Origin of the sequence: Streptomyces sp. NPDC059201, from assembly GCF_042754585.1 — a bacterium.
Lineage (GTDB): Bacteria > Actinomycetota > Actinomycetes > Streptomycetales > Streptomycetaceae > Streptomyces.
Genome location: NZ_JBHZBB010000010.1, coordinates 236,494 through 260,194 on the forward strand (window position 1 = coordinate 236,494; position 23,701 = coordinate 260,194).

The following is a 23,701-nucleotide window of genomic DNA, read 5'->3' on the forward strand; positions in this document are numbered from 1 at the left end:
GTCACCACGTACACGGACAGCCGCCCGGCCAACCAGACGGTGACCTACCACGTCCGGGCCAAGGACGCGGCCGGCAACCAGTCCGCGAACAGCAACACCGTCACCCGGCAGGGCGACACCGGGGACACGCAGGCGCCGACGGTGCCGGCGAACCTGGCGTTCACCGAGCAGACCTCCGGCCAGGTGAGGCTGGTCTGGGGCGCGTCCTCGGACAACACGGGCGTCACCGGGTACGACCTCTACGCCAACAACACGCTCCTGACCAGCGTGGCGGGCAACGTCACCACGTACACGGACAGCCGCCCGGCCCACCAGACGGTGACCTACCACGTCCGGGCCAAGGACGCGGCCGGCAACCAGTCCGCGAACAGCAACGCCGTCACCCGCAACGGCAGCGGCTCCACGGGCTCCAACCTGGCCGTCGGCAAGCCGATCAGCGCCTCGTCCACGGTCCACAGCTTCGTCGCGGCGAACGCCAACGACAACAACACCAGCACCTACTGGGAGGGCGCGGGCGGCAGCTACCCGAACACCCTCACCGTCAAGCTCGGCTCCAACGCCGACCTCGACCGGCTCGTCCTGAAGCTCGACCCCTCCACCGCCTGGGCCGCGCGCAACCAGACCGTCGAGGTCCTCGGACGCGAGCAGAGCGCCTCCGGCTTCACCAGCCTGGTCGCCGCGAAGAGCTACACCTTCGACCCGGCCGGCGGGAACACCGTGACCGTCCCGGTCACCGCCCGCGTCGCCGACGTCCAGCTCAGGTTCACCGCCAACACCGGCTCCTCGGCGGGCCAGTTGGCCGAGTTCCAGGTGATCGGCGTGCCCGCGCCCAACCCGGATCTGGAGGTGACCGGACTGACCACCACGCCGGCCGCCCCCGTCGAGTCGGACCAGATCACGGTGAGCGCCACCGTCCGCAACAGCGGCCCGGCGGCCGCTCCGGCCAGTGCCGTCGCGCTGCGCCTGGGCGGCACCAAGGTCGCCACCGCCCAGGTCGGCACCCTCGCCCCCGGGGCCCAGGCCACCGTCAGCGCCTCCATCGGCGCGCGTGAGGCGGGCTCGTACGAGCTGAGCGCGGTCGCCGACGAGGCGAACGCGGTCATCGAGCAGAACGAGTCCAACAACACCCACACCAGCCCGACCCCGCTCGTGGTCACGCCGGTCACCAGCCCCGACGTGGTCACCGCCTCGGTCGCGACCACCCCGTCCAGCCCGTCCGCCGGCGACACCGTCTCCTTCCGGGCGACCGTGCGGAACCAGGGCAACCAGGCCACCTCGGCGGGCAGCCACGGCGTCACCCTGAACCTGCTCGACAAGCAGGGCGCCACGGTCAAGACCCTGACCGGCTCCTACAGCGGCAGCCTCGCCGCCGGTGCCTCGACCGTGGTGACCCTCGGCCCGTGGACCGCCGCCAACGGTTCTTACACCGTCCGCACGGTCCTGGCCGACGACTCCGGCGAACTGCCGGTCAAGCGGGCCAACAACACCGCCTCCCAGCCGCTCTTCGTCGGGCGCGGGGCGAACATGCCGTACACCACGTACGAGGCGGAGGACGGCACCGTCGGCGGCGGCGCCACGGTCGTCGGCCCCAACCGCACCGTCGGCGACCTCGCGGGCGAGGCATCCGGCCGCAAGGCCGTCACCCTGGACGCGACCGGCGAGTACGTCGAGTTCACGGCCCGCGCCGCCACCAACACCCTGGTCACCCGCTTCTCCATCCCGGACGCCCCGGGCGGCGGCGGCATCGACTCCACGATCAACGTCTACGTCGACGGCGTCTTCAAGAAGGCGCTCCCGCTGACCTCGAAGTACGCCTGGCTGTACGGCTCCGAGATCGCGCCCGGCAACTCCCCGGGCTCCGGCGCCCCGCGTCACATCTACGACGAGGCGCACCTGCTCCTGGGCGAGACGGTCCAGGCGGGCAGCAGGATCCGGCTTCAGAAGGACGCGGCCAACAGCGCGGCGAACTACGCGATCGACTTCGTCGACCTGGAGCAGGTCGCCCCGGTCGCGAACCCGGACCCGGCCGCGTACACCGTCCCGGCCGGCTTCACCCACCAGGACGTCCAGAACGCCCTCGACCGGGTCCGCATGGACACCACCGGCAAGCTCACCGGCGTCTACCTGCCGCCCGGCGACTACCAGACGTCGAGCAAGTTCCAGGTGTACGGCAAGGCCGTCAAGGTGGTCGGCGCCGGTCCCTGGTACACGAAGTTCCACGCGCCCTCGACCCAGGACAACACCGACGTCGGCTTCCGCGCCGAGGCGGCGGCGAAGGGCTCGCTGTTCAAGGGCTTCGCCTACTTCGGCAACTACACCTCGCGGATCGACGGTCCCGGCAAGGTCTTCGACTTCGCCAACGTCACCGACATCGTGATCGACGACATCTGGAACGAGCACATGGTGTGCCTCTACTGGGGCGCCAACGCGGACCGGATCACGATCAAGAACTCCCGGATCCGCAACATGTTCGCCGACGGCGTCAACATGACCAACGGCTCCACGGACAACCACGTCGTCAACAACGACGCCCGGGCCACCGGCGACGACAGCTTCGCGCTGTTCTCCGCGATCGACGCCGGCGGCGCCGACATGAAGAACAACGTCTACGAGAACCTGACCAGCACGCTCACCTGGCGGGCGGCGGGCCTCGCCGTCTACGGCGGCTACAGCAACACCTTCCGCAACATCCACATCGCCGACACCCTGGTCTACTCCGGCGTCACCGTCTCCTCGCTCGACTTCGGCTACGCCATGAACGGCTTCGGCACCGAGCCGACGACCCTGGAGAACATCTCGATCGTCCGGGCCGGCGGCCACTTCTGGGGCAACCAGACCTTCCCCGGCATCTGGCTGTTCTCCGCCTCCAAGGTGTTCCAGGGCATCCGCGTGAACAGCGTCGACATCGTCGACCCCACCTACAGCGGCATCATGTTCCAGACGAACTACGTCGGTGGACAGCCCCAGTTCCCCATCAAGGACACCATCCTCACCGACATCTCCATCACCGGCGCCCGCAAGAGCGGCGACGCCTGGGACGCCAAGTCCGGCTTCGGTCTCTGGGCCAACGAGATGCCGGAGGCCGGCCAGGGGCCGGCCGTCGGTGAGGTCACCTTCAACGGGCTGACGATGAACGGCAACGCCGTCGACGTCCGCAACAACACCTCCACCTTCAAGATCAACATCAACCCGTAGGCAACACCTCCTCCGGCGCGCCCGGAGGCACCCACCGGCGCAGGACTTCTCCCGAGAAGCCCTGCGCCGGCTTCGTGACAAACGAGACAGGGGCCGTTTCAGATTGCTCTGAAACGGCCCCTGATCTGCGACTTCGAAAAGTCGGGACGACAGGATTTGAACCTGCGACCCCTTGACCCCCAGTCAAGTGCGCTACCAAGCTGCGCCACGTCCCGGTGCGCGTCGGCGGCGGGGATTCCCCGCGTCGGCGTGCAGGAGAACATTACCTCACTCCGGGGGTGGCGATCACATGCCGGGGGGCGGGGGCGGAGAATGGCGGGGTGAGCGATGCATCCGGAGGGACCACGGGCGGCCGGGACCGGGACGCGGAGGGGCGGGCGCGGAACGCGCGGCCGCGGGACGGGCTCGGGCGGCCGTTGCCGTACGGGGTCGCGGGGGTGGAGCGGCAGCCCGAGGGGGTGGTGCGGGCGCCCGGGGAGAGCGTGCGGGAGGCGCAGCGGCTGCTGGACGCGGGGATGCCGTTCCACGCGCACGAGGTCTTCGAGGACGCGTGGAAGTCGGGGCCCGGGGGCGAGCGGGAGCTGTGGCAGGGGCTGGCGCAGCTGGCCGTGGGCCTGACGCATGCCGCCCGGGGGAACGCCACGGGCGGGGCGCGGCTGCTGCGCCGGGGCGCCGGGCGGATCGAGGGGTACGCGGACGGGGGCGGCCCGACGTACGGGGTGGACGTCGCCGGGCTCGTGGCGTGGGCCGGGGAGCTGGCCGCCCGGGTGGAGTCCGGGGCCGAGGGCGGGGCCGCTCCCCCGGACGCCGCGTCGGAGGCACCCCGGCTGACGACCGGCCGCTAGGTCGCCGGGGCCCTCAGTTCCGCCTCCAGGACGGTGGTGTGGCTGGTCTCGGGGTGTTTGGTGGCGGTGAGGAGGGTGATCGTGTCCGTCTTCGCGAGGGTACGGAGGCGGTCCAGGGCGGCCGAGGCGTCGGGGGCCGCGAGTTCGGCCTCGTAGCGGCGGCGGAACTCCTCGTAGTCGCCTTCTCCGGGGCCGTGGTACCAGCGGCGGAGTTCCGTGGACGGGGTGAGGGTCTTCGGCCATTCGTCGATGTGGGCGTCGGCCTTGGCGAGGCCGCGGGGCCAGAGGCGGTCGACGAGGACGCGGACGCCGTCGTCGGGGGCCGGCGGGTCGTAGACGCGGCGGACGCGGACGTCGGGGGTGGTGGCGGGCATGGTTCCAGGGTGCGTGACCCCGGCGCGGGTCACCCGTCGACGCGCAGGACGGGCAGGAGGACGGCGTCGACGAACGCGCGGGCGGCGGAGTCGTCGGGGAAGCGGTCCTCCAGGAGCCGCTCGATGCGGAGCAGGCCCATGAAGCTGGGGGCGACGAAGGCGATGGCCGGGTTGTCGGCGGCGACCTCGCCCCGGTCGACGGCGCGCTGCACGACGGCGTCGATGGCGGCGACCTCGGGGGCGATGACGGTCTCGCGCAGGGCGCTGCGCAGGTCGGGGTGCTGGAGGTACGCCTGGGCGACGGCCTCCATGAGCTCGGTGTCGCGCTCGTGGCGGGCCGAGGCGATGCGGGCGGCCTCGTGCAGGTCGCCGGCGAGGGTGCCGGTGTCGATGCCGGTGAAGATCGCGCAGCGGCGGGAGGCGAGGGCGGCGGTGACGAGCTGCGGCTTGGTGCCCCACTGCCGGTAGAGGGTGGCCTTGCCGCACTTGGTGCGGGCGGCGACACCCTCCATGGTCACCGCGTCGTAGCCGCCTTCGCGCAGGAGGCAGAGCACGGCCTCGTACAGCTCCGCCTCGCGTTCCGGCGTGATCTTGCTGCGGCGGGCGGCGGCGGTGGCGGCCTGCGTGGACATCGGGCCCTCCTACGAGAGTTCTGCACATACGAGAGTAGGGGGTGCACAATCGAGACGCAAACGTATCGAGACGCTTGCGTCTCGATGAAATCGGATCTAGAGTTCCTCCGTTTGTTAGGGATGTTGCGGGTTTGACCGATTGATCGATGGGAAGTGCCGCCATGGCTACCCGGATACGCGGGATACGCGGGCTCCGTCCCGCCTCCCGGGCGGAGGGCGGGCGGCCGCCGCTCCCGCGCGAGCTGCTGCTCGTCACCGGGCTCTTCCTCGTCTACAAGTTCGGCCGGCTCCTCGCGAACGGGCACGAGGCCGACGCCTTCCACAACGCCGACCGGGTGTGGGACGCGGAGCGCGCCCTCCACCTCCCCGGCGAGGGCGTGGTCCAGCAGCTCCTGCTGCACGGAGAGCCGCTGATCCGGGTCGCGAACACCTACTACGCGGCCGTGCACTTCCCGGCCACGATCGCCTTCCTCGCCTGGCTGTACTGGCGCCGCCCCGCGCACTACGTGTGGTCGCGGCGGGTCCTGGCGCTGGTCACCGGCGCGGCGCTGGCGCTGCACATCCTGGTGCCGCTCGCGCCGCCCCGGTTGCTCGCCGCGAGCGGTCTGGTGGACACCGCGCGGGTCTACGGCCCGTCCGTGTACGGCGCCGTCCCCGAGACGGACTCGATGGCGAACCAGTTCGCCGCGATGCCGTCGCTGCACTTCGGCTGGGCGCTGATGGTCGCGATCGGCCTGATCGCCGCGACCCGCTCGCCGCTGCGCATGTGGTGGCTGCTGCACCCGGCGCTGACGCTGCTGGTGATCGTCGGGACGGCCAACCACTACTGGCTGGAAGCGGTCGCCGCCGCGGTCCTGCTGGGCCTCGCGCTGCTCGTCGTACCGGCGCCCGCGCGCCCGGCCCCCTCGTCCGAGACTCCGCCCGCCGTGCCGCGGCAGCGGTCGAGCGCCGGAGCCGTACCCGCCGGGGTGCTGCGATGAGCGGCGCGGCGGGCACCGTGCTCGCGGTGCTCCTCTCCCTCGTCTCCTCCGCCGGGTACGCGCTCGCCGCCGTCGCCCAGGCGCGGCTCGCCGCCTCCCCGTCCGCCCCCTCGGGGCGCGGCGCGCTGCGGGCGCTCCTCGCGCGCGGCCAGTGGTGGTGGGCCGTCGGCCTCAACGCCGCCGGTGCCCTCGCCCATGTCGCCGCCCTCCACTACGGCCCCCTGACGCTGGTGCAGCCGCTCGGCGCGCTGACGCTCGTCGCGGCGCTGCCGCTGGCCGCGTACACGGCCCGGCGGCGGGTGACCCGCACCGAGTGGCGGGGCGCGCTGTGGACCCTGGCGGGGCTGGTCGGCCTGGTCGCGGTGACCGGGCCGGCCGCGCCCGGCGAGTCGCTGAGCCTGAACGAGTCCCTGGTCGTCGCCGCGGCCACGGCGCTGCTGATCGCGGTGCTCGCGGGCGGTCGGCGGGCCGGTGCTTCGGAGGGAGGCGTACGGGCGAACGGGCTCGGGCGCGCCACCGCCTCCGGCATCGCGTCGGGCGTGGCGTCGGCGCTCACCCAGACCCTCACCGCCGCGCTCGCGGTCGGCCTCCCGGGCCGGCAGCCCACCTGGTGGCAGACCGCCCTGCTCGCGGTCCTCATCTCCGCCTTCGCCATGGGCGGCCTGCTCCTCTCCCAGACCGCCTACCGGGGCGGCCTCGCCGCCCCTCTGGCCGTCGTGAACCTCTCGAACCCGGCCTCCGCCGCCGTCATCGGCGTGGCCCTCCTGGGCGAGACGTTCCGAGCGGGCGCCTGGGGCTGGGCGGCGGCAGCGGCGGCGGCCCTGGTGGCGGCCCGAGGCGTCATCCTCCTCACGACGGGCACCCCGATGCCCCCGGAGACCTCCCGCAACCCGGTCACCGCGTCCGCACGGATCACGACGGAGCCCGCCGGGAACCCCACCCCACAACCGCCCGCCGACCCGACACCCGTCACCCTGGCCGAGGCCCTGACCGGAGCCCTCACCCCCACCCCGGAGGCGGAACCCGCCCGCTGACCCGGGGGCCGCTCCCCTCGGGCCCCACCAGCCCCACTCACCCCACCACCCCCTTTATGTCACCTTGACGACAACCGGAACCCGGTTCTATCGTCATGGTGACGACAAGGGGGTTCTCTCATGGCTGACATCACGCGGCGGGTCGGGTGGCGGCATCTGCGGTCCGCGCCCACCGCGCACATCCGGTACCAGCGGGGCGGGCGGGTCGTGCAGGACGGGGTGGGGGTCAGTTTCTGGTTCCGGGCGTTGAGCGCGGCGCTGTCCGAGGTGCCGGTGGACGACCGGGAGCTCGCGGTGGCGTTTCACGCGCGTACCGCGGACTTCCAGGACGTGAGCGTGCAGGCCACGGTCACGTACCGGATCGGGGACCCGGCCACCGCCGCCGCGCGGCTCGACTTCTCCATCGACCCCGACACGGGCGTGTGGCGCGGGAGTCCGCTGGAGCAGATCGCGACCCTGCTGACCGAGACCGCCCAGCAGCACGCGCTCGACGTGCTCGCCCGCACCCCGCTCGCGCGGGCGCTGGTCGACGGTGTGGCGGCGGTACGGGAGCGGATCACGGACGGGCTCGCCGCGGAACCGCGGCTGCCGGCCACCGGGATCGAGGTGGTCGCCGTCCGCGTGGTCGCGCTGCGCCCCGAGCCCGAGGTCGAGCGGGCGCTGCGCACCCCGGCGCGGGAGCAGATCCAGCAGGAGGCCGACCGGGCCACGTACGAGCGGCGCGCGGTCGCGGTCGAGCGCGAGCGGACGATCGCGGAGAACGAGCTGGCCAGCAAGATCGAGCTGGCCCGGCAGGAGGAGCGGCTCGTCGAGCAGCGCGGTACGAACGCGCGGCGCGAGGCGGAGGAGTCCGCCGCCGCCGACGCGGTACGGGCGGAGGCCGAGGCCGTACGCAAGGTGCGCCTGTCGCGGGCCGAGGCGGAGGCGGCGCGCGAGGTCGGCGAGGCCCGGGCCGCCGCGCAGACGGCCTGGCTCCAGGCGCACACCGTCGCCGAACCGGGCGTCCTGCACGCCCTCGCGCTCGCCCGGGCCGCCGAGCAGCTGCCCCGGATCCAGCACCTCACCCTCTCCCCCGACGTCCTCACCGGCCTCCTCGCGAAGCTGGGCGGCAGCGGCAGCGCCGGGGGCGGGGCGGGGGCGTGAGCCTCGCGCCGCGGGCGGTCCTCGTGCACCGCAGGACGGAGTACGAGGAGCTGCTCGCCCGGCACGGGACGCACGGGCAGGCCGCGTTCTTCCTGGCGGCGCGCGGGCGTTCGGCCGACGAGGTCCGCGAGCGGCACGACCGTACGCGGCGGGCGCTCGCCGCCGTCGCCGGGGCCGTACCGCTGGCCTGGCGGCAGACCCGGGTGGAGCGCGCCGATCTGGACAGGTTCCTGTTCGGGCCGGAGGACGTGGTCGTGGTGGTCGGCCAGGACGGTCTTGTCGCCAACACCGCCAAGTACCTCGCCGGTCAGCCCGTCGTCGGCATCGACGCCGATCCGGGCCGCAATCCGGGCGTCCTCGTGCGGCACCGGCCGGCCGACGCGCGCCGGCTGCTGCCGTACGCGGCGGGGCCGGGGGTCGCGGCCGACGAGCTGACCATGGTCGCGGCGGCCACGGACGACGGCCAGCGGCTGCTCGCGCTCAACGAGATCTACGTCGGCCCGCCGGGGCACCAGACCGCCCGCTACACCCTCGACACGGAGGGCGCGGCGCCCGAACCGCAGGCGTCCTCGGGGGTGCTGGCCGGTACGGGCACCGGCGCCACCGGCTGGCTCCGCTCGCTCTGGCAGCAGCGCTCCAGCGCGCTCGCCCTGCCCGGGCCCGCGGAGCCGCGCCTCGCCTGGTTCGTGCGCGAGGCGTGGCCGTCCCCGACGACGGGCACGCGCCGGGTCGAGGGGCTCGTCGGGCCCGGCGAGGGGCTCCGCCTCACCGTCGAGTCCGACCGCCTGGTCGCCTTCGGCGACGGCGTGGAGTCCGACGCCCTCGACCTGACCTGGGGCCAGACCGTCCGCCTCACCGTCGCCGAGACCCGGCTCCGGCTGGTGACCTGAATCGATCGGCGGCGGGCCGGGAGGGGTGCCAGGGGGCGCTAGGGTGGGGCGCTTTGACCGATTTGGTGTGCGGTGACGCACCCCTCGGGCGGGCGCGTCCGTGACGCACGCCGACGCGGCACGGCCACCGCCCACTCCGCCTCGCCCCCACCTTCGCCCCCGTACCGGAAGGCCCCCATGACCGCCTCCTCCTCCCCCGGTCCGCTCGTCGTCGCCCGCGCCACCCGCGCCGAGTGGGAGCTCGTCCGGTCCTGGGCGGCCGAGGAGGGCTGGAACCCCGGCCGGACGGACGGCGACGCGTTCTTCGCGCAGGATCCGCGCGGGTTCTTCCTGGGTCGGCTCGACGGGGAGCCGGTCTCCGCCGTCTCCGTCGTCACGTACGGGGAGGAGTACGCCTTCCTCGGCTTCTACCTCGTCCGTCCCGAACTGCGCGGGCAGGGCCTCGGGCTGGCCACGTGGCGGGCCGGCCTCGCGCACGCGGGCGGGCGGGCGGTGGGGCTCGACGGGGTCCCGGCCCAGCAGGACAACTACCGGCGCTCCGGCTTCGCGCCGGCCTACCGGACCGCCCGATATGTCGGTGAAGTGCCGTCCCCGGAGCGCCCGGTGACCGGAGTCGTACCGGCCGAACGGGTCGATCCGGCGCTCCTCGCCGCGTACGACTCCGCCTGCCACCACGCCGAACGGCCCCGGTTCCTCTCCGCCTGGCTGGCGACCCCGGGGCATCGCGCCCTCGCGAGGGTCGTGGACGGCAGGGTGACCGGCTACGGCGTCGTACGCCCCTGCCAGGACGAGGCGCGGGTGGGGCCGCTGTTCGCGGACGGCCCGGCGGACGCGGCGGCGCTGCTCGACGCGCTGGCGGAGGCGGCCCGGGAGTTCGGCGCGCGCGCGATCGCGGTGGACATGCCGGAGACGAACCCGGCGGCGGCCCGCCTCGCCGAAGCCCGCGGCCTCACCCCCACCTTCGAGACGGCCCGCATGTACACGGCCCCGGTACGCCCGGTGCCTCAGGACCGCGTCTTCGGCGTCACCACCCTCGAACTCGGCTGACCACCCCCCGGATCCAGCCCCCTGACACGCCCGCCCCTCCCTCACCGCGCCCCAAAACCCTCGCCTCCCCTCGGCGCCCCCCTCGCCCACCCCCCGGCGCACTCACGTGCCCGTGAGCGGGTCGGATTCGGCCACTTCGGGTTCGGGGGCGGGGCCGCGGGGGGCTCTCGGACCACCCCTGGGCCGCTCCGTGAGGGGCCGGGCTCGTCGGCTCGGGGGCGCCCCTCCCCCGGGGGTGAGGGGTGACAAGGGTTTTCCCCGTATCGCGTTCACCTTTCCGTTCCCTACTGTCCTCCGCACCGGCGGATATCATCCCCCGCAGCGCATCTGACAGGTGCATGCGGGGAGATCGCCGCCGGTGACGGCCTTGACCCGGGCCGTCGGCGCCGGTGGCGGCGCACGGGCCCCCCAGCCCAGGGACCACGGACGCGACCCCACTTCGCCCCGCGACTCCCGCGCCGCCGCCACTGCTCCGCACCTACGTCGTACTCGAAAGGGCCAATCACTTTGAACGGTTCCAGGCGGAGAGTCATATCCGTGGTCGCCACCGCCGCGATCATCGGTGCCGCTGTCACCACCACCGGGGCATACGCCGCCGCCCCGGCCGCTCCCTCCCCGAAGCCGGCCCCCGCGCCGGCTTCCCAGTCGATGCGGGCGCTGCCCAGCGCACCGGTCGACAAGGTCATCGTCACCTACAAGAGCCGTACCGCCGAGGCCGGTTCCAACTCGGCCGCGAAGACCGACACCGCCGAGAAGGCCGCGAAGACGGGCGAGCAGCTCGCCTTCGAGCGGCGCCTCTCCGGCGGCGGCGCCCTCGTCGACCTGGGCGACTCCGCCACCCCGCAGGACGTGAACGAGGTCATGGCCGCCTTCCGCGCCGACCCGTCCGTCGCCACCGTCGAGCCGGACGTCCGCGCCTACGCCATGGCCGTGACCCCGAACGACACCGACTACGCCAAGCAGTGGGACCTCTTCGAGGCCACCGGTGGCATGAACGTTCCCGCGGCCTGGGACAAGACGACCGGCTCGGGCGTCACCGTCGCCGTCATCGACACCGGCTACGCCGCCCACAGCGACCTCGCCGCCAACACGGTCGCCGGGTACGACTTCATCTCCACCTCCACCGACGCCCGCGACGGCAACGGCCGTGACGCGGACGCCAAGGACGAGGGCGACTGGAACGCCACCGACAACGAGTGCGGCTTCGGCTCGAAGGCGTCGAACTCCTCCTGGCACGGCACCCACGTGGCCGGCACCATCGGCGCCGTCACGAACAACACCAAGGGCATCGCGGGCATCGCGTACGGCTCGAAGGTCCAGCACGTCCGGGTCCTCGGCAAGTGCGGCGGCTCGTCCTCCGACATCGCCGACGCCATCACCTGGGCCTCCGGCGGCACCGTGTCGGGCGTCCCGGCCAACGCCACCCCCGCCAAGGTCATCAACCTGAGCCTGGGCGGCGCCAGCACCACCTGCCCGAGCGTCTACCAGACCGCGATCAACGGCGCCGTCTCGCGCGGTACCACCGTCGTCGTCGCCGCGGGCAACAGCAACGCCAACACCTCCGGCTTCACGCCCGCGAACTGCTCGAACGTCATCACCGTGGCGTCGACCAGCCGCGAGGGCAACCGGTCGTACTACTCCAACTACGGCAACCTGGTGGACGTGTCCGCCCCGGGCGGCGAGACCCGCCGCGCCACCGACACGCCCGGCACCGTGACCACCCCCGAGAACGGCATCTACTCCACGCTGAACTCGGGCGCGACGACCCAGTCGGCCGAGAACTACAAGCCCTACCAGGGCACCTCCATGGCCGCGCCGCACATCGCGGGCCTCGCCGCCCTCCTGGAGTCGGCCAAGAGCACCCTCACCCCGGCCGACATCGAGTCGGCGATCAAGAGCAACGCCCGCCCGCTCCCCGGCACCTGCTCCGGTGGCTGCGGCGCCGGCATCGCCGACGCGGCCAAGACGGTGAACGCGGTCACGGGCACCACCCAGCCCGGCACCCCCTTCACCAACGCCAACAACGTGACGATCTCCGACAACACCACCGTGTCGTCCTCGATCGCCGTCAGCGGCCGCACCGGCAACGCCCCCGCCGCCCTCAAGGTCGGCGTGGACATCAAGCACACCTGGCGCGGGGACCTGGTCGTCGACCTGGTCGCCCCCGACGGCACGGTGCGCAACCTGAAGGCGTCCTCCTCCTCGGACAGCGCCGACAACGTCCTCGCGACGTACACGGTCGACGCCTCCAGCGAGGTCGCCAACGGCACCTGGAAGCTCCAGGTCCGCGATGTGGCCTCGGGTGACACCGGCTACATCGACTCCTGGAGCCTCACCTTCTGACCCACCGCTCCACCGACGCTCCACCACCCCCCACACCAGCATCACCGCTGGTCAGCGACACCCTCGTGGTCTACACCACGAGGGTGTCGCCGGGCTGTTGAAGGGACCCCGCGCGGTGCCGGGTGTCCGTATGCCGGACACGGGCCCTGGACGGACGCGGCGGGCTCCGTATCCTCTGCGCAGGGCTCATGGGCGGGGCCCACGGGCGGAGGTGGCGACCAGGTGACGACGGTTCCGAACGGCCCCCTGCCCGCGCGCACCCCCGGCACGGCCGGGCCTCCGGCCCCGGTGGGCCGCGAGGAGCTGCTCGCCCGCCTCGAATCCGTCCTCCACGCCCGCGGCCGCGCCCTGCTCACGGGACCCGCCGGCGTCGGCAAGACCGAGGTCGCGCTGGCCGCCGCCGCCCGGGCCGAGGCCCGCGGCGAGACCGTGCTGTGGCTCGCCGCCCTCCCCGCCGACCGCGCGATACCCGGCGCCGCCGCGGCCGCCCTGGTCGCCTCGGTGGCCGCCACCGTCAGCCGGCCCGGCCCGCGCGCCGAGCCCGTCCCCACCGGCGAGGACGGCCCGCCCGGCCTCCCCGGCGCCCCCGTCCTCGGCACCCCTGGCGCCCTCCCCTCCGGGGTCTTCGCCTCCGGCGTCTTCGACGACCTGCCCGGCCCGCAGCGCACCGCCGTCGCCATGCTCTGCCGCGAGGCGCCCATCCAGCAGGGCGGCTGGGACCCGATCGCCCTGCGCCTGGGCATCGCCCGCATCCTGCGCGTCCTGACCTCCCGGGGGCCGGTGCTGCTCGTCGTCGACGGCGCCGAGTTCCTCGACCCGGACAGCACCGACCTGCTCCGCTTCGCCCTCCACCTCGCCCCGCCGTCGCTGCGCGTCATCGCGGTCGAGACCCCGGAGCCGTACGGGGACGCCCACCGCACCGACGAGACCGAGCCCGGCACCGGAGCCCCCGGCCACCCGGGCCGGCCGGGCGCCGGGCACTCCGCCCACCTGTGGGTCCCCTCCGAGGCCGACCTGCTGCTTGTGCCGCCGCTGCACGCCGACGAGATCGCCGAACTCCTCATCCACCACCGGCTGCCGTCCCGGATGGCGGGCCGCATCCACCGCGCCAGCGGCGGCAACCCCCGGCTCGCGCTCGCCGTCGGCCGCTCCCTCGCCGACGCCCGCACGCCCGTGCACCACGCCGAGGCGCTCACGCTCTCCGGCCGCGCCCGGGACCTCGCCCGCCAGCTCCTGGGCGCCGCACCCCCGCCGGTCCGGGCCACCCTGCTGCTCGCGGCGCTCGCCCTGCGCCCCTCGGCGACCCTGGTACGCCGGGCCGGGCGGCCCAACGCGGAGGCGGACCTCGCGGCGGCCGAGCGGGCCGGACTGGTGTCGCTCGCCGAGGACGGCTCGCTCGCCTTCACCGCAGGACTCCTGCCGTCCACGCTGGTCCACGACGCCTGCTGGGCCGAGCGCAGCGCCGGGCACGCGGCGCTGGCCGAGGTCGTGGACGACCCGGTGGAGGCGGTACGGCACCGGGCGCTCGCCTCCGACCGGCCGGACGAGGAGCTGGCCGCCGAGGTGGCGGCCGCGGCGGAGACCGCCCGGCGGCGCGGGAACAGCGCGCTCGCCGCCGAACTCGCCCTGCTGGCGGCCGAGTCGACGCCCGGGAGGGACGGGGAGCGGCGGATCGCGCGCCTCGTGGACGCGGCCGAGGAGGCGGCGCGGGCCGCCCGCGCCGACCTGGCGATGCGGGCCACCACGGACCTGCTGGCCCGGGACGCCTCGCCCACCGACCGGGTACGGGCCCGCCTCGCGGTCCTCGACACGGCGGGCCAGGGCCTGACCGACCTCGACGACATGTACGTACACGCCATGGAGGACTCGGAGGGCGAGACCGCGCTCCGGGCCGCCGTGCAGCTGCGCCTGGCGGTCAAGTACGTGCTGGCGGACGGCGATCCGGAGCGCTCCCGGACGGCGTCGATGGAGTCCGCCGCGCTCGCCGCCTCGGTGGGCGACCCGCGCACGGCCGCGCAGGCACTCACCGTGCAGGCCCGGATGGAACGGGCGCTGGGCTCCGCCCAGTCCGAGCCTGTCCTGGCGCGCGCCCGCGAACTGGAGCTGACGGAGCGGCCGTTGGGCATCCACAACGCCGCGCAGATCCTGACGATCCGTCATGCCCTGTTCGACGACCGGCTGACGGACGCCCGCGACGAGCTGAACGCGCTGCTGCCGCTGGTGCAGCGGCGCGGCTCGGTCGAGGACGCCATCGAGCTCTTCCGCACGCTCGCCGAGATCGAGTCGAGGATCGGCGCGTGCGCGGCGGCGCTCGCGCACGCCGGCCAGTCGCTGGCGCTGACCCTGGAGGCGGGCCTGTCCCCGGGACCCGCCTGGTACGCGCTGGCGCTCGCCGAGACCGCCGGCGGCAGCCTGGGCCGGGCGGCGAGCTACGCGCGGCGCAGCGTGCAGGCGTCGGAGGAGGAGGGCGACCGGGTCTTCCTCTCGCGCAGCCGGTACGCCCTCGGGCGCGTCCAGCTCGTCAACGGCGACGTGGCGGCGGCCCTGGAGACGCTGCGCCGGGTGCAGACCGACGAGCGGGCGCAGTCGACGGTCGACCCGTCGATGCTGCGCTGGCACGAGGAGCTGGCGGAGGCGCTGCTCGGGCACGACGCGGTGGAGGACGCGCTGGCGCTGCTCGCGGAGGTCCGGCCGGTGGCCGAACGGCTTGGCCGGTCCACGGTGTTGCTGGGCTGCGACCGGGCGCAGGCGCTGTGTCTGGCGGCGGAGGGGCGGACGGACGAGGCGGCGGAGCTGCTGACCAGGACGGCGGGGCTGTTCGCGGAGGCGGGGCTGCCGCTGGAGCAGGGGCGGGCGCTGATGGCGCTGGCCCGGGTGGAGCGCAAGCGGCGGCGCCGGTCGGCGGCGCAGGCGGCGCTGCACGCGGCGGCCACGGTCTTCGAGCGGGCGGGGGCGGTGCCGTGGCTGGCGCTGGCCACGGAGGCGCCGGCCGGTGAGCTGCCGGGTGCGGCGGCGGGCGGCGACGAGGCCCCGTCGGCGCTGGCGTCGCTGACCGAGGCGGAGCTGCGGCTGGCCCGGCTGGTGGGGCAGGGCGCCTCGAACCAGGAGGCGGCGGCGAAGCTGTTCCTGAGCGTGAAGACGGTGGAGGCGCGGCTGACCCGCATCTACCAGAAGCTGGACGTGCGCTCCCGCGCGCAGTTGGCGACGGCGCTCCGCCCCTGAGGGACGGAGCGCCGTCGTGCGTGTCAGGCGCCGTGGACGGTCACGTACGTCCCGCGTGCCCGGGCGCCGTCGGGGCCCTCGGGGGTCCACTCGGCGGTGACCCGGCCGAGGACGGCGCCGTCGTCGTCCTGCCCGGGTGCGGCGGCGGGCCGCAGGACGCGCCGGACGCGGAGGGTGAGCGGCCCGGCCGCGCCGGACACCCGCACACGGACGTCGGTGCTGTCGCCGCCCTCGGCGGCCTCCAGCGTCTCGGCGTCCCCGGCGAAGACGGCCGCCGTGTCGAGGACGGCGGCGACGGTCGGGTCGGCGGCGTCGCTGACGGACTGCTGCTGCGGCTCGGTGCGGCCGGCGAGCAGGGCGTACAACTGGCCGACGAGCACGGGGTCGTGGGCGCCGTCGTAGATCCAGCGGGTGCCGAGCACCCCGTGCTCGGCGGTGCCGATGAGGGCGTGCTCGGCGCCGTCGAGGGGCGTGCCCCGGTACGTCATCGGCACGAGGTACGTGACGGCGTCCGGGCCCTCTCCGTCGGTGACGGCCATGAACTCGATGCCCACCTCACCCGCGGGGTCGTCGAGCCGGAACCCGCCGGCCCGCGCGGGTCGCGGCGCGTCCGCCCCGCCCGCGTACCACGTGCGGGTCGGCAGCCAGTCGGCGATGAGTTCCAGCTTCGTCGGCCGCAGCGTGGTGCGGTGGATCTGGGCCATGGGCGGGCTCGTTTCCTCTCCTCGGGACCGGAGCCGCCAACGTAACAGAGCCGCAGGTGGGGCGGGTCGGGGCGGGACGGTCAGGCGGAGAGGACGGCGCGGGTGGGGCCTTCGGGGCGGACGGTGAGGCCGTACGCGGTCCGGTCGGGGACGGTGACGAAGCGGGGGACGGGTCCCGGCAGAAGACGTTCGAGGAGGGCGACGGACTCGCGGAGGGCGAACTGGAGGCCCAGGCAGGCGCGGGGGCCGATGCCGAAGGGGAGGTAGGCGCCGGGGTGGGCGGGGCGGCGGCCGGGGGTGAGGAAGCGGTCGGGGTCGAAGTGGCCAGGATCGGGCCAGAGTTCGGGGTCGCGGTGGGTGAGGTACGGGCAGACGAGCAGGTCGGTCCCGGCGGGCAGCGCGTGACCCGCGAGGGTGTCGGGCCCGGCGGCGTGGCGGGGCAGGATCCAGGCCGAGGGGTAGAGGCGGAGCGTCTCGTGGACGAGCGCCTGGACGGCCTGCTGCCGCTCGGGCGAGCCCTCGGGGCCGGCGGCGAGGGTGCGCTCCCGGGCCTCCGGGTGCCGGTCGAGGAGGAGGTAGAGCCAGGTCAGGGTGGTGGCGGTGGTCTCGTGCCCGGCCATGAGCAGGGTGACGAGTTCGTCGCGGATCAGCCGGTCGGTGTACTCGGGGCGGGTCGCGGACGCCTCGACGAGGACGTGCAGGATGCCGGGCCCCTCGGGTCCGGCGCCGCCGTCCCGGGCGGTGCGGACGGCCCGTTCGGCGACGGCGTCGATCCGGGCGACGTCGGCGGCGACGGCCGCCTGGGCGGCGACCTGGTCGGCGGGCAGGCTCGGAAGGGCGGCCACCACCCCGGCGACGGCGGCGAGTTCGCTGGCGGTGCCGGGGTCGAGCGGGTGCCCGGTCAGGGCACGCCAGACGGTGTCGAGGGCGAAGCCGCGCATCTCCTCGCCGAGGTCGAAGACCTCCCCGGTGCGGGCGTACGCCTTCCAGCGCGCGGCGGTCACCTGTGCGGCGGCGGCGATCCGCGCCTCGTACCGGCGCATGCCCCGGCCGGTGAACTGGGACTGGAGGAGGCGCCGTTGGCTCTGCCATGCGTCGCCGGTGGCGGAGAGGACGCCGTCGCCGACGAGGACGCGGGCGCGGTGGGAGCGCTTGACGTACCGCTCGGGGTGGTGGGCGAGGACGTGCCGGACGGCGTCGGGGTCGGTGACGAGCACGGTGGGCGCGGCGCCGGGCGCGGGGCGGAACGCGCCGACGCCGCCGAGCCGTTCGCGGACGAGGGTGAGGAGGTCGACCAGTTCGCCGCCCTCGGCGTGCCACCGGGCCACGAGCTCGGCGTCGAGTTCGGGGACCGGCCGGCCGCCGGAGGGGCCGGTGGTCTCGCGGGCGCCGGGCGGTGCGGGGATGGCCACGGTACGGCTCCTGTTCGGCGTCCGCACGCCCTCGCGTGCGGGGTGGCGCGGTCACCTCGCACTGTAGGGGCGCGGGCGCGTGGGACGACAGCGCGTCACCGGCCGCGCCGCCGGTCGGTGGCCTGAAGCAGGCGCTGTTCGGGGCGCGTTCGAAGCGAGGGCGGAGTGAGGCGGGGCGCGTACGGGTGAGGGCTGGGCGTACGGAGGGAGATGGGGGCGCCACGGGATCCGCCTGTTCCATTGACGTGCCCTCAACAGTAAGGAAAGTTTCCTCTCTACTGACCGCCGCCCGCCAGAAGGAGACGACCCACCATGCGCAGAGCGATTCCGGCCACGGTCGCGACGGCCGTCGCCGGCCTGATCGCCGCGGGGCTCCTGACCCCGTCGGCCCGTGCCGCCGCCGCCCCCGCCCTCACCGCCTCGGTCGTCCAGGCCAGTGTCTGGAGCACCGGCTACGGCGCCGACGTGACCGTCACCAACGGCGGGGACGCCCCGGCGGCCGGCTGGACGGTCGAGTTCGACCTGCCGGAGGGCACCTCGGTCAGCAGCCACTGGTCGGCGACGAAGACGCAGACGGGCCGGCACTACACCTTCACCAACGTCTCCTGGAACGGCTCGGTCGCCCCGGGCGCGACCCAGGGCTTCGGCTTCAACGCGAGCGGACTCGGCCTCCCCCTCAACTGCACGGTCAACGGCACCCCGTGCGACGGCACGACCCCCACACCCACGCCGACCCCCACCCCGACGCCCACCCCCACTCCCTCCCCCACGCCGACCCCGACGCCCACCCCCACTCCCACGTCCACCCCGCCCACCGGCCCCATCGTCGACGTCGCCACGGCGGCGGAGCTCCGTACCGCGCTGGCCTCGGCGGCGCCCGGGCAGACGATCCGGATGGCGCCGGGCGAGTACCGGGGCTCCTTCGTGGCGCAGCGGGCCGGCACGGCGGACCGGCCGATCACGCTGACCGGCCCCCGGACGGCGGTGCTCGTCAACGACGGGCCGTCCGGCAGCGGGCCCTCCTGCCCCGTCCCCACGGCGGGCTGGGACCCGGGTTACGGCCTGTGGCTGTACCAGGCGCCGCACTGGAACCTGGAGGGCTTCACCGTCCGGGACTCCAAGAAGGGCGTGGTCGTCGACGCCTCCCCGCACGTGACGGCGGACGGGCTGTACGTGCACCGCGTCGACGAGGAGGGCGTACACTTCCGCCGCTCCTCGGCGGACGGCGTGCTCCGCGACTCCACGGTCGAGGAGACGGGCCTGGTCCAGCCCGGGTACGGCGAGGGCGTGTACATCGGCTCGGCCGGATCCAACTGGGGCTGCCACGGCAACGAGGGCGGCGCCGACCGCTCGGACCGGGTCCTGGTGGAGAACAACCGGATCGGCCCGAACGTCGCGGCGGAGGCGATCGACGTCAAGGAGGGCACCTTCGGCGGGATCATCCGCGGCAACACCTTCGACGGGCGCGGGATCACCGGGCAGAACTCGGCGGACTCGTGGATCGACGTGAAGGGCGTCGACTACCTGATCGAGGGCAACACCGGCACCTTCACGACGCCCGGCACCTTCGCGAACGGCTACGAGACCCACAACCCGGCCACCACCCCGGCGTTCCCGAACGGCTGCGGCAACGTGTGGCGCGGCAACTCCTCCGACCTGGGCGGGGTGGGCGCGTACGCCATCCGGATCACCTCGACGTCGAAGTGCCCCGGGCGGCTCAACGTGGTGCACGCCTCCAACACGGTACGGGGCGCCACCAGCGGCCTCACCAACATCGCGGTCACTCCGTGAGGCCCGGCTCCCCGTAGGTCCCGGCCGGCCGGTCCCGGACTTCGGTGGACCGGCGGCCGGGCCCCCCGCTCACGCCCCGGTCAGTTCCGCCCGCAGGACGTGCTTGGTGACCTTGCCGGAGGGCGTACGGGGGAGGTGGTCGCGGAGCACGACCTCGCGGGGGATCTTGTAGCGGGCCATCAGGGGCTCCATCCAGGCGCGGACCCCGTCGGTGTCCGGGCGGGCGTCCGCGCGGGGGACCACGAAGGCGACGACGGTCTCGCCCCATTGGGGGTGCGGGCGGCCGACGACGGCGACGTCGGCGATGTCCGGGTGGCCGCGGAGGACGCCTTCGACCTCCTGCGAGGCCACGTTCTCGCCGCCGGTGATGATGACGTCCTTCATCCGGTCGACGACGGTGACGAAGCCGTCCTCGTCGACGCGGCCGAGGTCGCCGCTGCGGTACCAGTCGCCGGCGAAGACCTCGGCGGTGGCCTCCTCGTCGCCGAGGTAGCCGACCATGCGGGTGTCCGAGCGCAGCCAGATCTCGCCCTCCTCGCCGGCCCGGGCGTCGGTGCCGTCCGGGCGCACCACCCTGAGGTCCACGCCGGCCATCCCGCCGCGGCCGATGGCGCCGGCCTTCTCCACCTGCTCGGCGGGTGAGAGCGAGGCGCCGACGGGGCCCATCTCGCTCATGCCGTAGACCTGGTGGAAGGAGTCGGAGCCGTACGCCTTCATCAGGCGCCGGGCGGTGTCGGCGTCGAGGGGGCCCGCGCCGTAGATCCAGGCGCGCACGGAGGACAGGTCGTACGAGGCGAAGTCGTCGACGGCCTGCACGGGTGCGATCAGCGCGATCGGCGCGCCGAAGACGGCGGTGACGCCGTGCCGCTGGACGGCCTCCAGCATGCCGCGCGGGTCGTACTCGCGCTGGAGGACGACGGTGCCGCCCAGCAGGAGGGTGCCGAGGGTCCAGTTGTTGAGCGGGGAGGCGTGCCAGATCGGCATGCAGATCAGGAAGCGCTCGTCCCGGTGGAGGGGGACGGTGGCGGCGGTGTAGGTGGCGGTGAGGGCGATGCCGCGGTGGGTGTGGACGCAGCCCTTGGGGGTGCCGGAGGTGCCCGAGGTGTACAGGACCTGCGCGATCTCGTCGTCGCTCCCGGGCTCGCCGGTCCAGGGCTCGGCGGCGGCGAGGAGGGACTCGAAGGAGTCGGCGGGGCGGCTGCCCGCGTCCGCGTCCGGGTGGCTGACCAGCCAGGCGGCGTCCGTCTCCGCCGAGGTGGCCCGGGAGCCTATCTCGGCGTCGACGACCGCGAGGCGGGCGCCGCAGTGCTCCAGCTGGCGGGCGACCTCGGCGGTCTGGAGCTTGTGGTTGACGGGGACGAGGGTGGCGCCCGCGTACCAGGCGCCGAAGGCGGCGTGGAGGAAGGCCGGGGTGTTGTACGTCATCACCGCCACGCGGTCGCCGGGCCGGACCCCGGCCTCGCGCAGCACGGTCGCGGCACGCCGGGCCGCGGTGGCGAACTCGCCGTAGGTCCAGCGCTGTTCGCCGTAGACGACGGCTTCCTTGGTGCCGGCCGAGCGAACGACGCTGTCCAGCAGGGCGCAGAGGTGCATCACGTTCTCCTGACGTGCCGGGCCGGAAGGGAGCCGACCGTGGCGGGAAACTCTGAATGATGGTTCACTTCTTCCATGGCCTACCGCAAGACCCCAGCCGAAATCCGCCGGCTCGAAGCGGCCCGGGAGCACCTGGTCGCCTGCGCCACCTCGGTCGTCGCCGAGGTGGGCTGGTCCCAGGCGTCCGTGACCGCGGTCGCCGACGCCGCCGGGATCGCGGCCGGCTCCGTCTACCAGCACTTTCCCTCCAAGGCGGCGCTCGCCGTGGAGGTCTTCCGGCGCGCCGCCGGGCGCGAGGTGCAGGTGCTCGGCGAAGTGCTGGCCGAGCCCGGCGACCCGGTCGAGCGGCTCAGCCGCGGCATCCAGGTCTTCGCCCGGCGCGCCCTGGAGAACCGCGGGCTCGCCTACGCGCTGCTCGCCGCCCCGGCCGAGCCCGCCGTGGGCGCCGAGCGGCTGGACTTCCGGCGCCGCTACCGCGCGCTCTTCGCCGAGGTGGTGCGCGAGGGGATCGCGGAGGGGGTGCTGCCGGAGCAGAACGGCGAGATCACCGCCGCCGCGCTCACCGGCGCGATCGGCGAGGTCCTGGTCGACCCGCTCGGCGCGCCCGCCGCGACCACCACCGACGCCCTCCTCGCCGAGCTCACCGCGATGGCGCTGCGCTGCGCGGGCGCGCCGTCGCCGTAACCCGCCGCCCCCGACCCCGGGCCCCGGCCCCGACCCCGGCCTCGGTCCCTGCACCTGGCCCGGCCCGCACCCCGCTCCCTCCGCCCCGCCTCCACCGTCGCCCCGTCCTCACGTCCGACCTCGTCTCCCGGAGCAGCCACCGTGACTCTCACCGACGCCACACCCCAGAGCCGTCCCACCGCCGTGACGCACGCCGTCACCAACCAGACCCCGCCGCTGACCGGCCACGACGCCGCGGACGACCCGGTGCTGCTCGAAGGCGTCGAGCGCGAGGGCGCCGGGTGGCACCTGGCGGACCTGCACCGCTTCGGCCGCGTCGTCACCGGCGAGGAGGCCCAGCACTGGGCGGACCAGGCCAACCGCCACGAGCCCGAGCTGCGCACCCACGACCGGTACGGCAACCGGATCGACGAGGTCGAGTTCCACCCGGCCTACCACCGGCTCATGGACCTGTCCGTGAGCGAGGGCCTCGCCGGCTCCGCCTGGGCCGACGAGCGGCCGGGCGCCCACGTCGCGCGGGCCGGCGGCTTCATGCTCGCCACGATGCTGGAGCAGGGCCACCTGTGCCCGATATCGATGACGTACGCCGTCGTCCCGGCGCTGCGCCACTCCCCCGAGCTGGCGAAGACGTACGTGCCGCTGCTCACCAGCCGCTCGTACGACCCCGGGCTGCGCACCCCGACGGGCAAGCGCGGGCTGCTCGCCGGGATGGGCATGACCGAGAAGCAGGGCGGCAGCGACGTACGCGCCAACACCACCACGGCCACCGAACTCCCGGACGGCACTTGGCGGTTGCGCGGGCACAAGTGGTTCACCAGCGCGCCGATGAACGACGTCTTCCTCGTCCTCGCGCAGGCGCCCGGCGGGCTCTCCTGCTTCCTCGTCCCGCGCGTCCTGCCCGACGGCGGCCGCAACACCTTCCGCATCCAGCGGCTCAAGGACAAGCTCGGCAACCGCTCCAACGCGAGCAGCGAGCCGGAGTTCGACGACACCGTCGCGTGGCTGGTCGGCGCCGAGGGCAAGGGTGTGCGGACCATCATCGACATGGTGACGATGACCCGCCTGGACTGTGTGCTCGGCTCCGCCGCCGGCATCCGCGGCGCCCTCGCCCAGGCCGCCCACCACGCCCGCCACCGCTCGGTCTTCGGTGCCACGCTGATCGACCAGCCGCTGATGCGGAACGTCCTCGCCGACCTGGCCCTGGAGTCGGAGGCGGCCACCACCCTCGGCCTGCGGCTGGCGGGCGCGGCCGACCGCGCCCAGCGCGGCGACGAGGGCGAGCGCGCCTTCCTGCGCCTCGCCACGGCCGTCGGCAAGTACTGGGTCTGCAAGCGGCAGCCGGCCGCCGTCGCCGAGGCCCTGGAATGCCTGGGCGGCAACGGTTATGACGAGGCGTCAGGCATGCCGCGCCTCTACCGCGAGGCCCCCCTCAACAGCATCTGGGAGGGCTCCGGCAACGTCAGCGCCCTGGACCTGCTGCGCGCCCTGGCCCGCGAGCCCGAGGCCCTGGCGGCCTTCCGGGCGGAGGTCGAGGCGGCGTCCGGCGCCGACCGGCGGCTCGACGCGGCCTGGACGGAGCTCCAGGGCGAGCTGCGGCTCACCGAGGACGCCCCGCTGCGCGCCCGCCGGGTCGCCGAGCGGGCCGCGCTCGTCCTCCAGGGCTCGCTCCTGGTCCGGCACGCCCCCGCCGCGGTCGCCGACGCCTTCTGCGCGTCGCGGCTCTCCGGCGACCAGGGCCTCGCCTTCGGCACCCTCCCGCCGTCGACGGACTTCACGGGGCTGCTGAACCGCCTCCCGGTCTGACGGACCTCC

At 74.6% G+C, this 23,701-nt stretch carries 17 protein-coding genes and 1 tRNA gene; 12 read left to right on the forward strand and 6 right to left on the reverse strand.

The window, feature by feature from the left end; genetic code table 11:
* Positions 1-3,195 (forward strand): CARDB domain-containing protein (locus tag ACFXMG_RS29125; RefSeq protein ID WP_384902602.1); only part of this gene is annotated, 3,195 nt, incomplete at its 5' end.
* A 141-nt stretch (positions 3,196-3,336) separates the two neighbouring features.
* Here ACFXMG_RS29125 and ACFXMG_RS29130 read toward each other — a convergent pair.
* Positions 3,337-3,410, reverse strand: a tRNA-Pro gene (locus tag ACFXMG_RS29130).
* Between the two features lie 105 nt (positions 3,411-3,515).
* Between ACFXMG_RS29130 and ACFXMG_RS29135 the strand changes: the two genes are divergently transcribed.
* Positions 3,516-4,040: a DUF309 domain-containing protein gene (locus tag ACFXMG_RS29135; protein ID WP_383816661.1), complete on the forward strand. Its 525-nt coding sequence runs from the start codon at positions 3,516-3,518 to the stop codon at positions 4,038-4,040.
* On the opposite strand, the gene ACFXMG_RS29140 is transcribed toward ACFXMG_RS29135, so the two are convergent.
* Both ACFXMG_RS29140 and ACFXMG_RS29145 read right to left on the reverse strand, forming a co-directional pair.
* Positions 4,037-4,414 carry a DUF488 domain-containing protein gene (locus ACFXMG_RS29140; RefSeq protein WP_383816659.1) on the reverse strand — a complete coding sequence of 126 codons (378 nt, stop codon included), beginning with the start codon at positions 4,412-4,414 and terminating at the stop codon, positions 4,037-4,039. The two genes, ACFXMG_RS29135 and ACFXMG_RS29140, sit on opposite strands and share 4 nt — an antisense overlap.
* Before the next feature lie 29 nt (positions 4,415-4,443).
* A complete protein-coding gene (locus ACFXMG_RS29145; RefSeq protein ID WP_383816656.1) occupies positions 4,444-5,046 on the reverse strand; it encodes a TetR/AcrR family transcriptional regulator in 603 nt (200 codons plus the stop codon).
* A 161-nt stretch (positions 5,047-5,207) separates the two neighbouring features.
* On the opposite strand from ACFXMG_RS29145, the gene ACFXMG_RS29150 reads away from it, so the two are divergent.
* The 7 genes from ACFXMG_RS29150 to ACFXMG_RS29180 all read left to right on the forward strand — a co-directional run bounded on the left by ACFXMG_RS29150 (position 5,208) and on the right by ACFXMG_RS29180 (position 15,705).
* Positions 5,208-6,026: a phosphatase PAP2 family protein gene (locus ACFXMG_RS29150; protein ID WP_383816654.1), complete on the forward strand. Its 819-nt coding sequence runs from the start codon at positions 5,208-5,210 to the stop codon at positions 6,024-6,026.
* On the forward strand, positions 6,023-7,060 hold the full coding sequence (locus tag ACFXMG_RS29155; RefSeq protein ID WP_383816652.1) for a DMT family transporter: 1,038 nt from the start codon (positions 6,023-6,025) through the stop codon (positions 7,058-7,060). The genes ACFXMG_RS29150 and ACFXMG_RS29155 overlap by 4 nt, the downstream gene beginning before the upstream one ends.
* 120 nt (positions 7,061-7,180) lie before the next feature.
* Positions 7,181-8,203: an SPFH domain-containing protein gene (locus ACFXMG_RS29160; RefSeq protein ID WP_383816650.1), complete on the forward strand. Its 1,023-nt coding sequence runs from the start codon at positions 7,181-7,183 to the stop codon at positions 8,201-8,203.
* The gene (locus ACFXMG_RS29165) at positions 8,200-9,093 is read left to right on the forward strand and encodes a hypothetical protein (RefSeq protein WP_383816647.1); all 894 of its coding nucleotides are present in this window, start codon (positions 8,200-8,202) and stop codon (positions 9,091-9,093) included. Before ACFXMG_RS29160 ends, ACFXMG_RS29165 begins: the two co-directional genes overlap by 4 nt.
* A gap of 177 nt (positions 9,094-9,270) precedes the next feature.
* Entirely contained in the window at positions 9,271-10,140 is an 870-nt protein-coding gene (locus ACFXMG_RS29170) for a GNAT family N-acetyltransferase (RefSeq protein ID WP_383816644.1), read from the forward strand.
* Between the two features lie 648 nt (positions 10,141-10,788).
* Positions 10,789-12,483 (forward strand): S8 family serine peptidase, encoded by a 1,695-nt coding sequence (locus tag ACFXMG_RS29175; RefSeq protein ID WP_383816752.1) that lies wholly within the window; start codon positions 10,789-10,791, stop codon positions 12,481-12,483.
* Positions 12,484-12,705: 222 nt separating this feature from the next.
* On the forward strand, positions 12,706-15,705 hold the full coding sequence (locus ACFXMG_RS29180) for an AAA family ATPase (RefSeq protein WP_383816641.1): 3,000 nt from the start codon (positions 12,706-12,708) through the stop codon (positions 15,703-15,705).
* 23 nt (positions 15,706-15,728) lie between these two features.
* Here ACFXMG_RS29180 and ACFXMG_RS29185 read toward each other — a convergent pair whose 3' ends face one another.
* Together ACFXMG_RS29185 and ACFXMG_RS29190 are read right to left on the reverse strand one after the other, a co-directional pair.
* The gene (locus ACFXMG_RS29185; protein WP_383816638.1) at positions 15,729-16,409 is read right to left on the reverse strand and encodes a 1,4-alpha-glucan branching protein; all 681 of its coding nucleotides are present in this window, start codon (positions 16,407-16,409) and stop codon (positions 15,729-15,731) included.
* 80 nt (positions 16,410-16,489) lie between these two features.
* A complete protein-coding gene (locus ACFXMG_RS29190) occupies positions 16,490-17,815 on the reverse strand; it encodes a cytochrome P450 (protein WP_383816750.1) in 1,326 nt (441 codons plus the stop codon).
* Positions 17,816-18,133: 318 nt separating this feature from the next.
* On the opposite strand from ACFXMG_RS29190, the gene ACFXMG_RS29195 reads away from it, so the two are divergent.
* A complete protein-coding gene (locus ACFXMG_RS29195) occupies positions 18,134-19,612 on the forward strand; it encodes a cellulose binding domain-containing protein (RefSeq protein ID WP_383816635.1) in 1,479 nt (492 codons plus the stop codon).
* A gap of 69 nt (positions 19,613-19,681) precedes the next feature.
* On the opposite strand, the gene ACFXMG_RS29200 is transcribed toward ACFXMG_RS29195, so the two are convergent.
* A complete protein-coding gene (locus ACFXMG_RS29200; protein WP_383816632.1) occupies positions 19,682-21,205 on the reverse strand; it encodes a class I adenylate-forming enzyme family protein in 1,524 nt (507 codons plus the stop codon).
* Positions 21,206-21,280: 75 nt separating this feature from the next.
* Here ACFXMG_RS29200 and ACFXMG_RS29205 point away from each other — a divergent pair, with 75 nt between their 5' ends.
* Entirely contained in the window at positions 21,281-21,889 is a 609-nt protein-coding gene (locus ACFXMG_RS29205) for a TetR/AcrR family transcriptional regulator (RefSeq protein WP_383816629.1), read from the forward strand.
* 141 nt (positions 21,890-22,030) lie between these two features.
* On the forward strand, positions 22,031-23,692 hold the full coding sequence (locus tag ACFXMG_RS29210) for an acyl-CoA dehydrogenase family protein (protein ID WP_383816626.1): 1,662 nt from the start codon (positions 22,031-22,033) through the stop codon (positions 23,690-23,692).
* Positions 23,693-23,701: the final 9 nt, after the last annotated feature.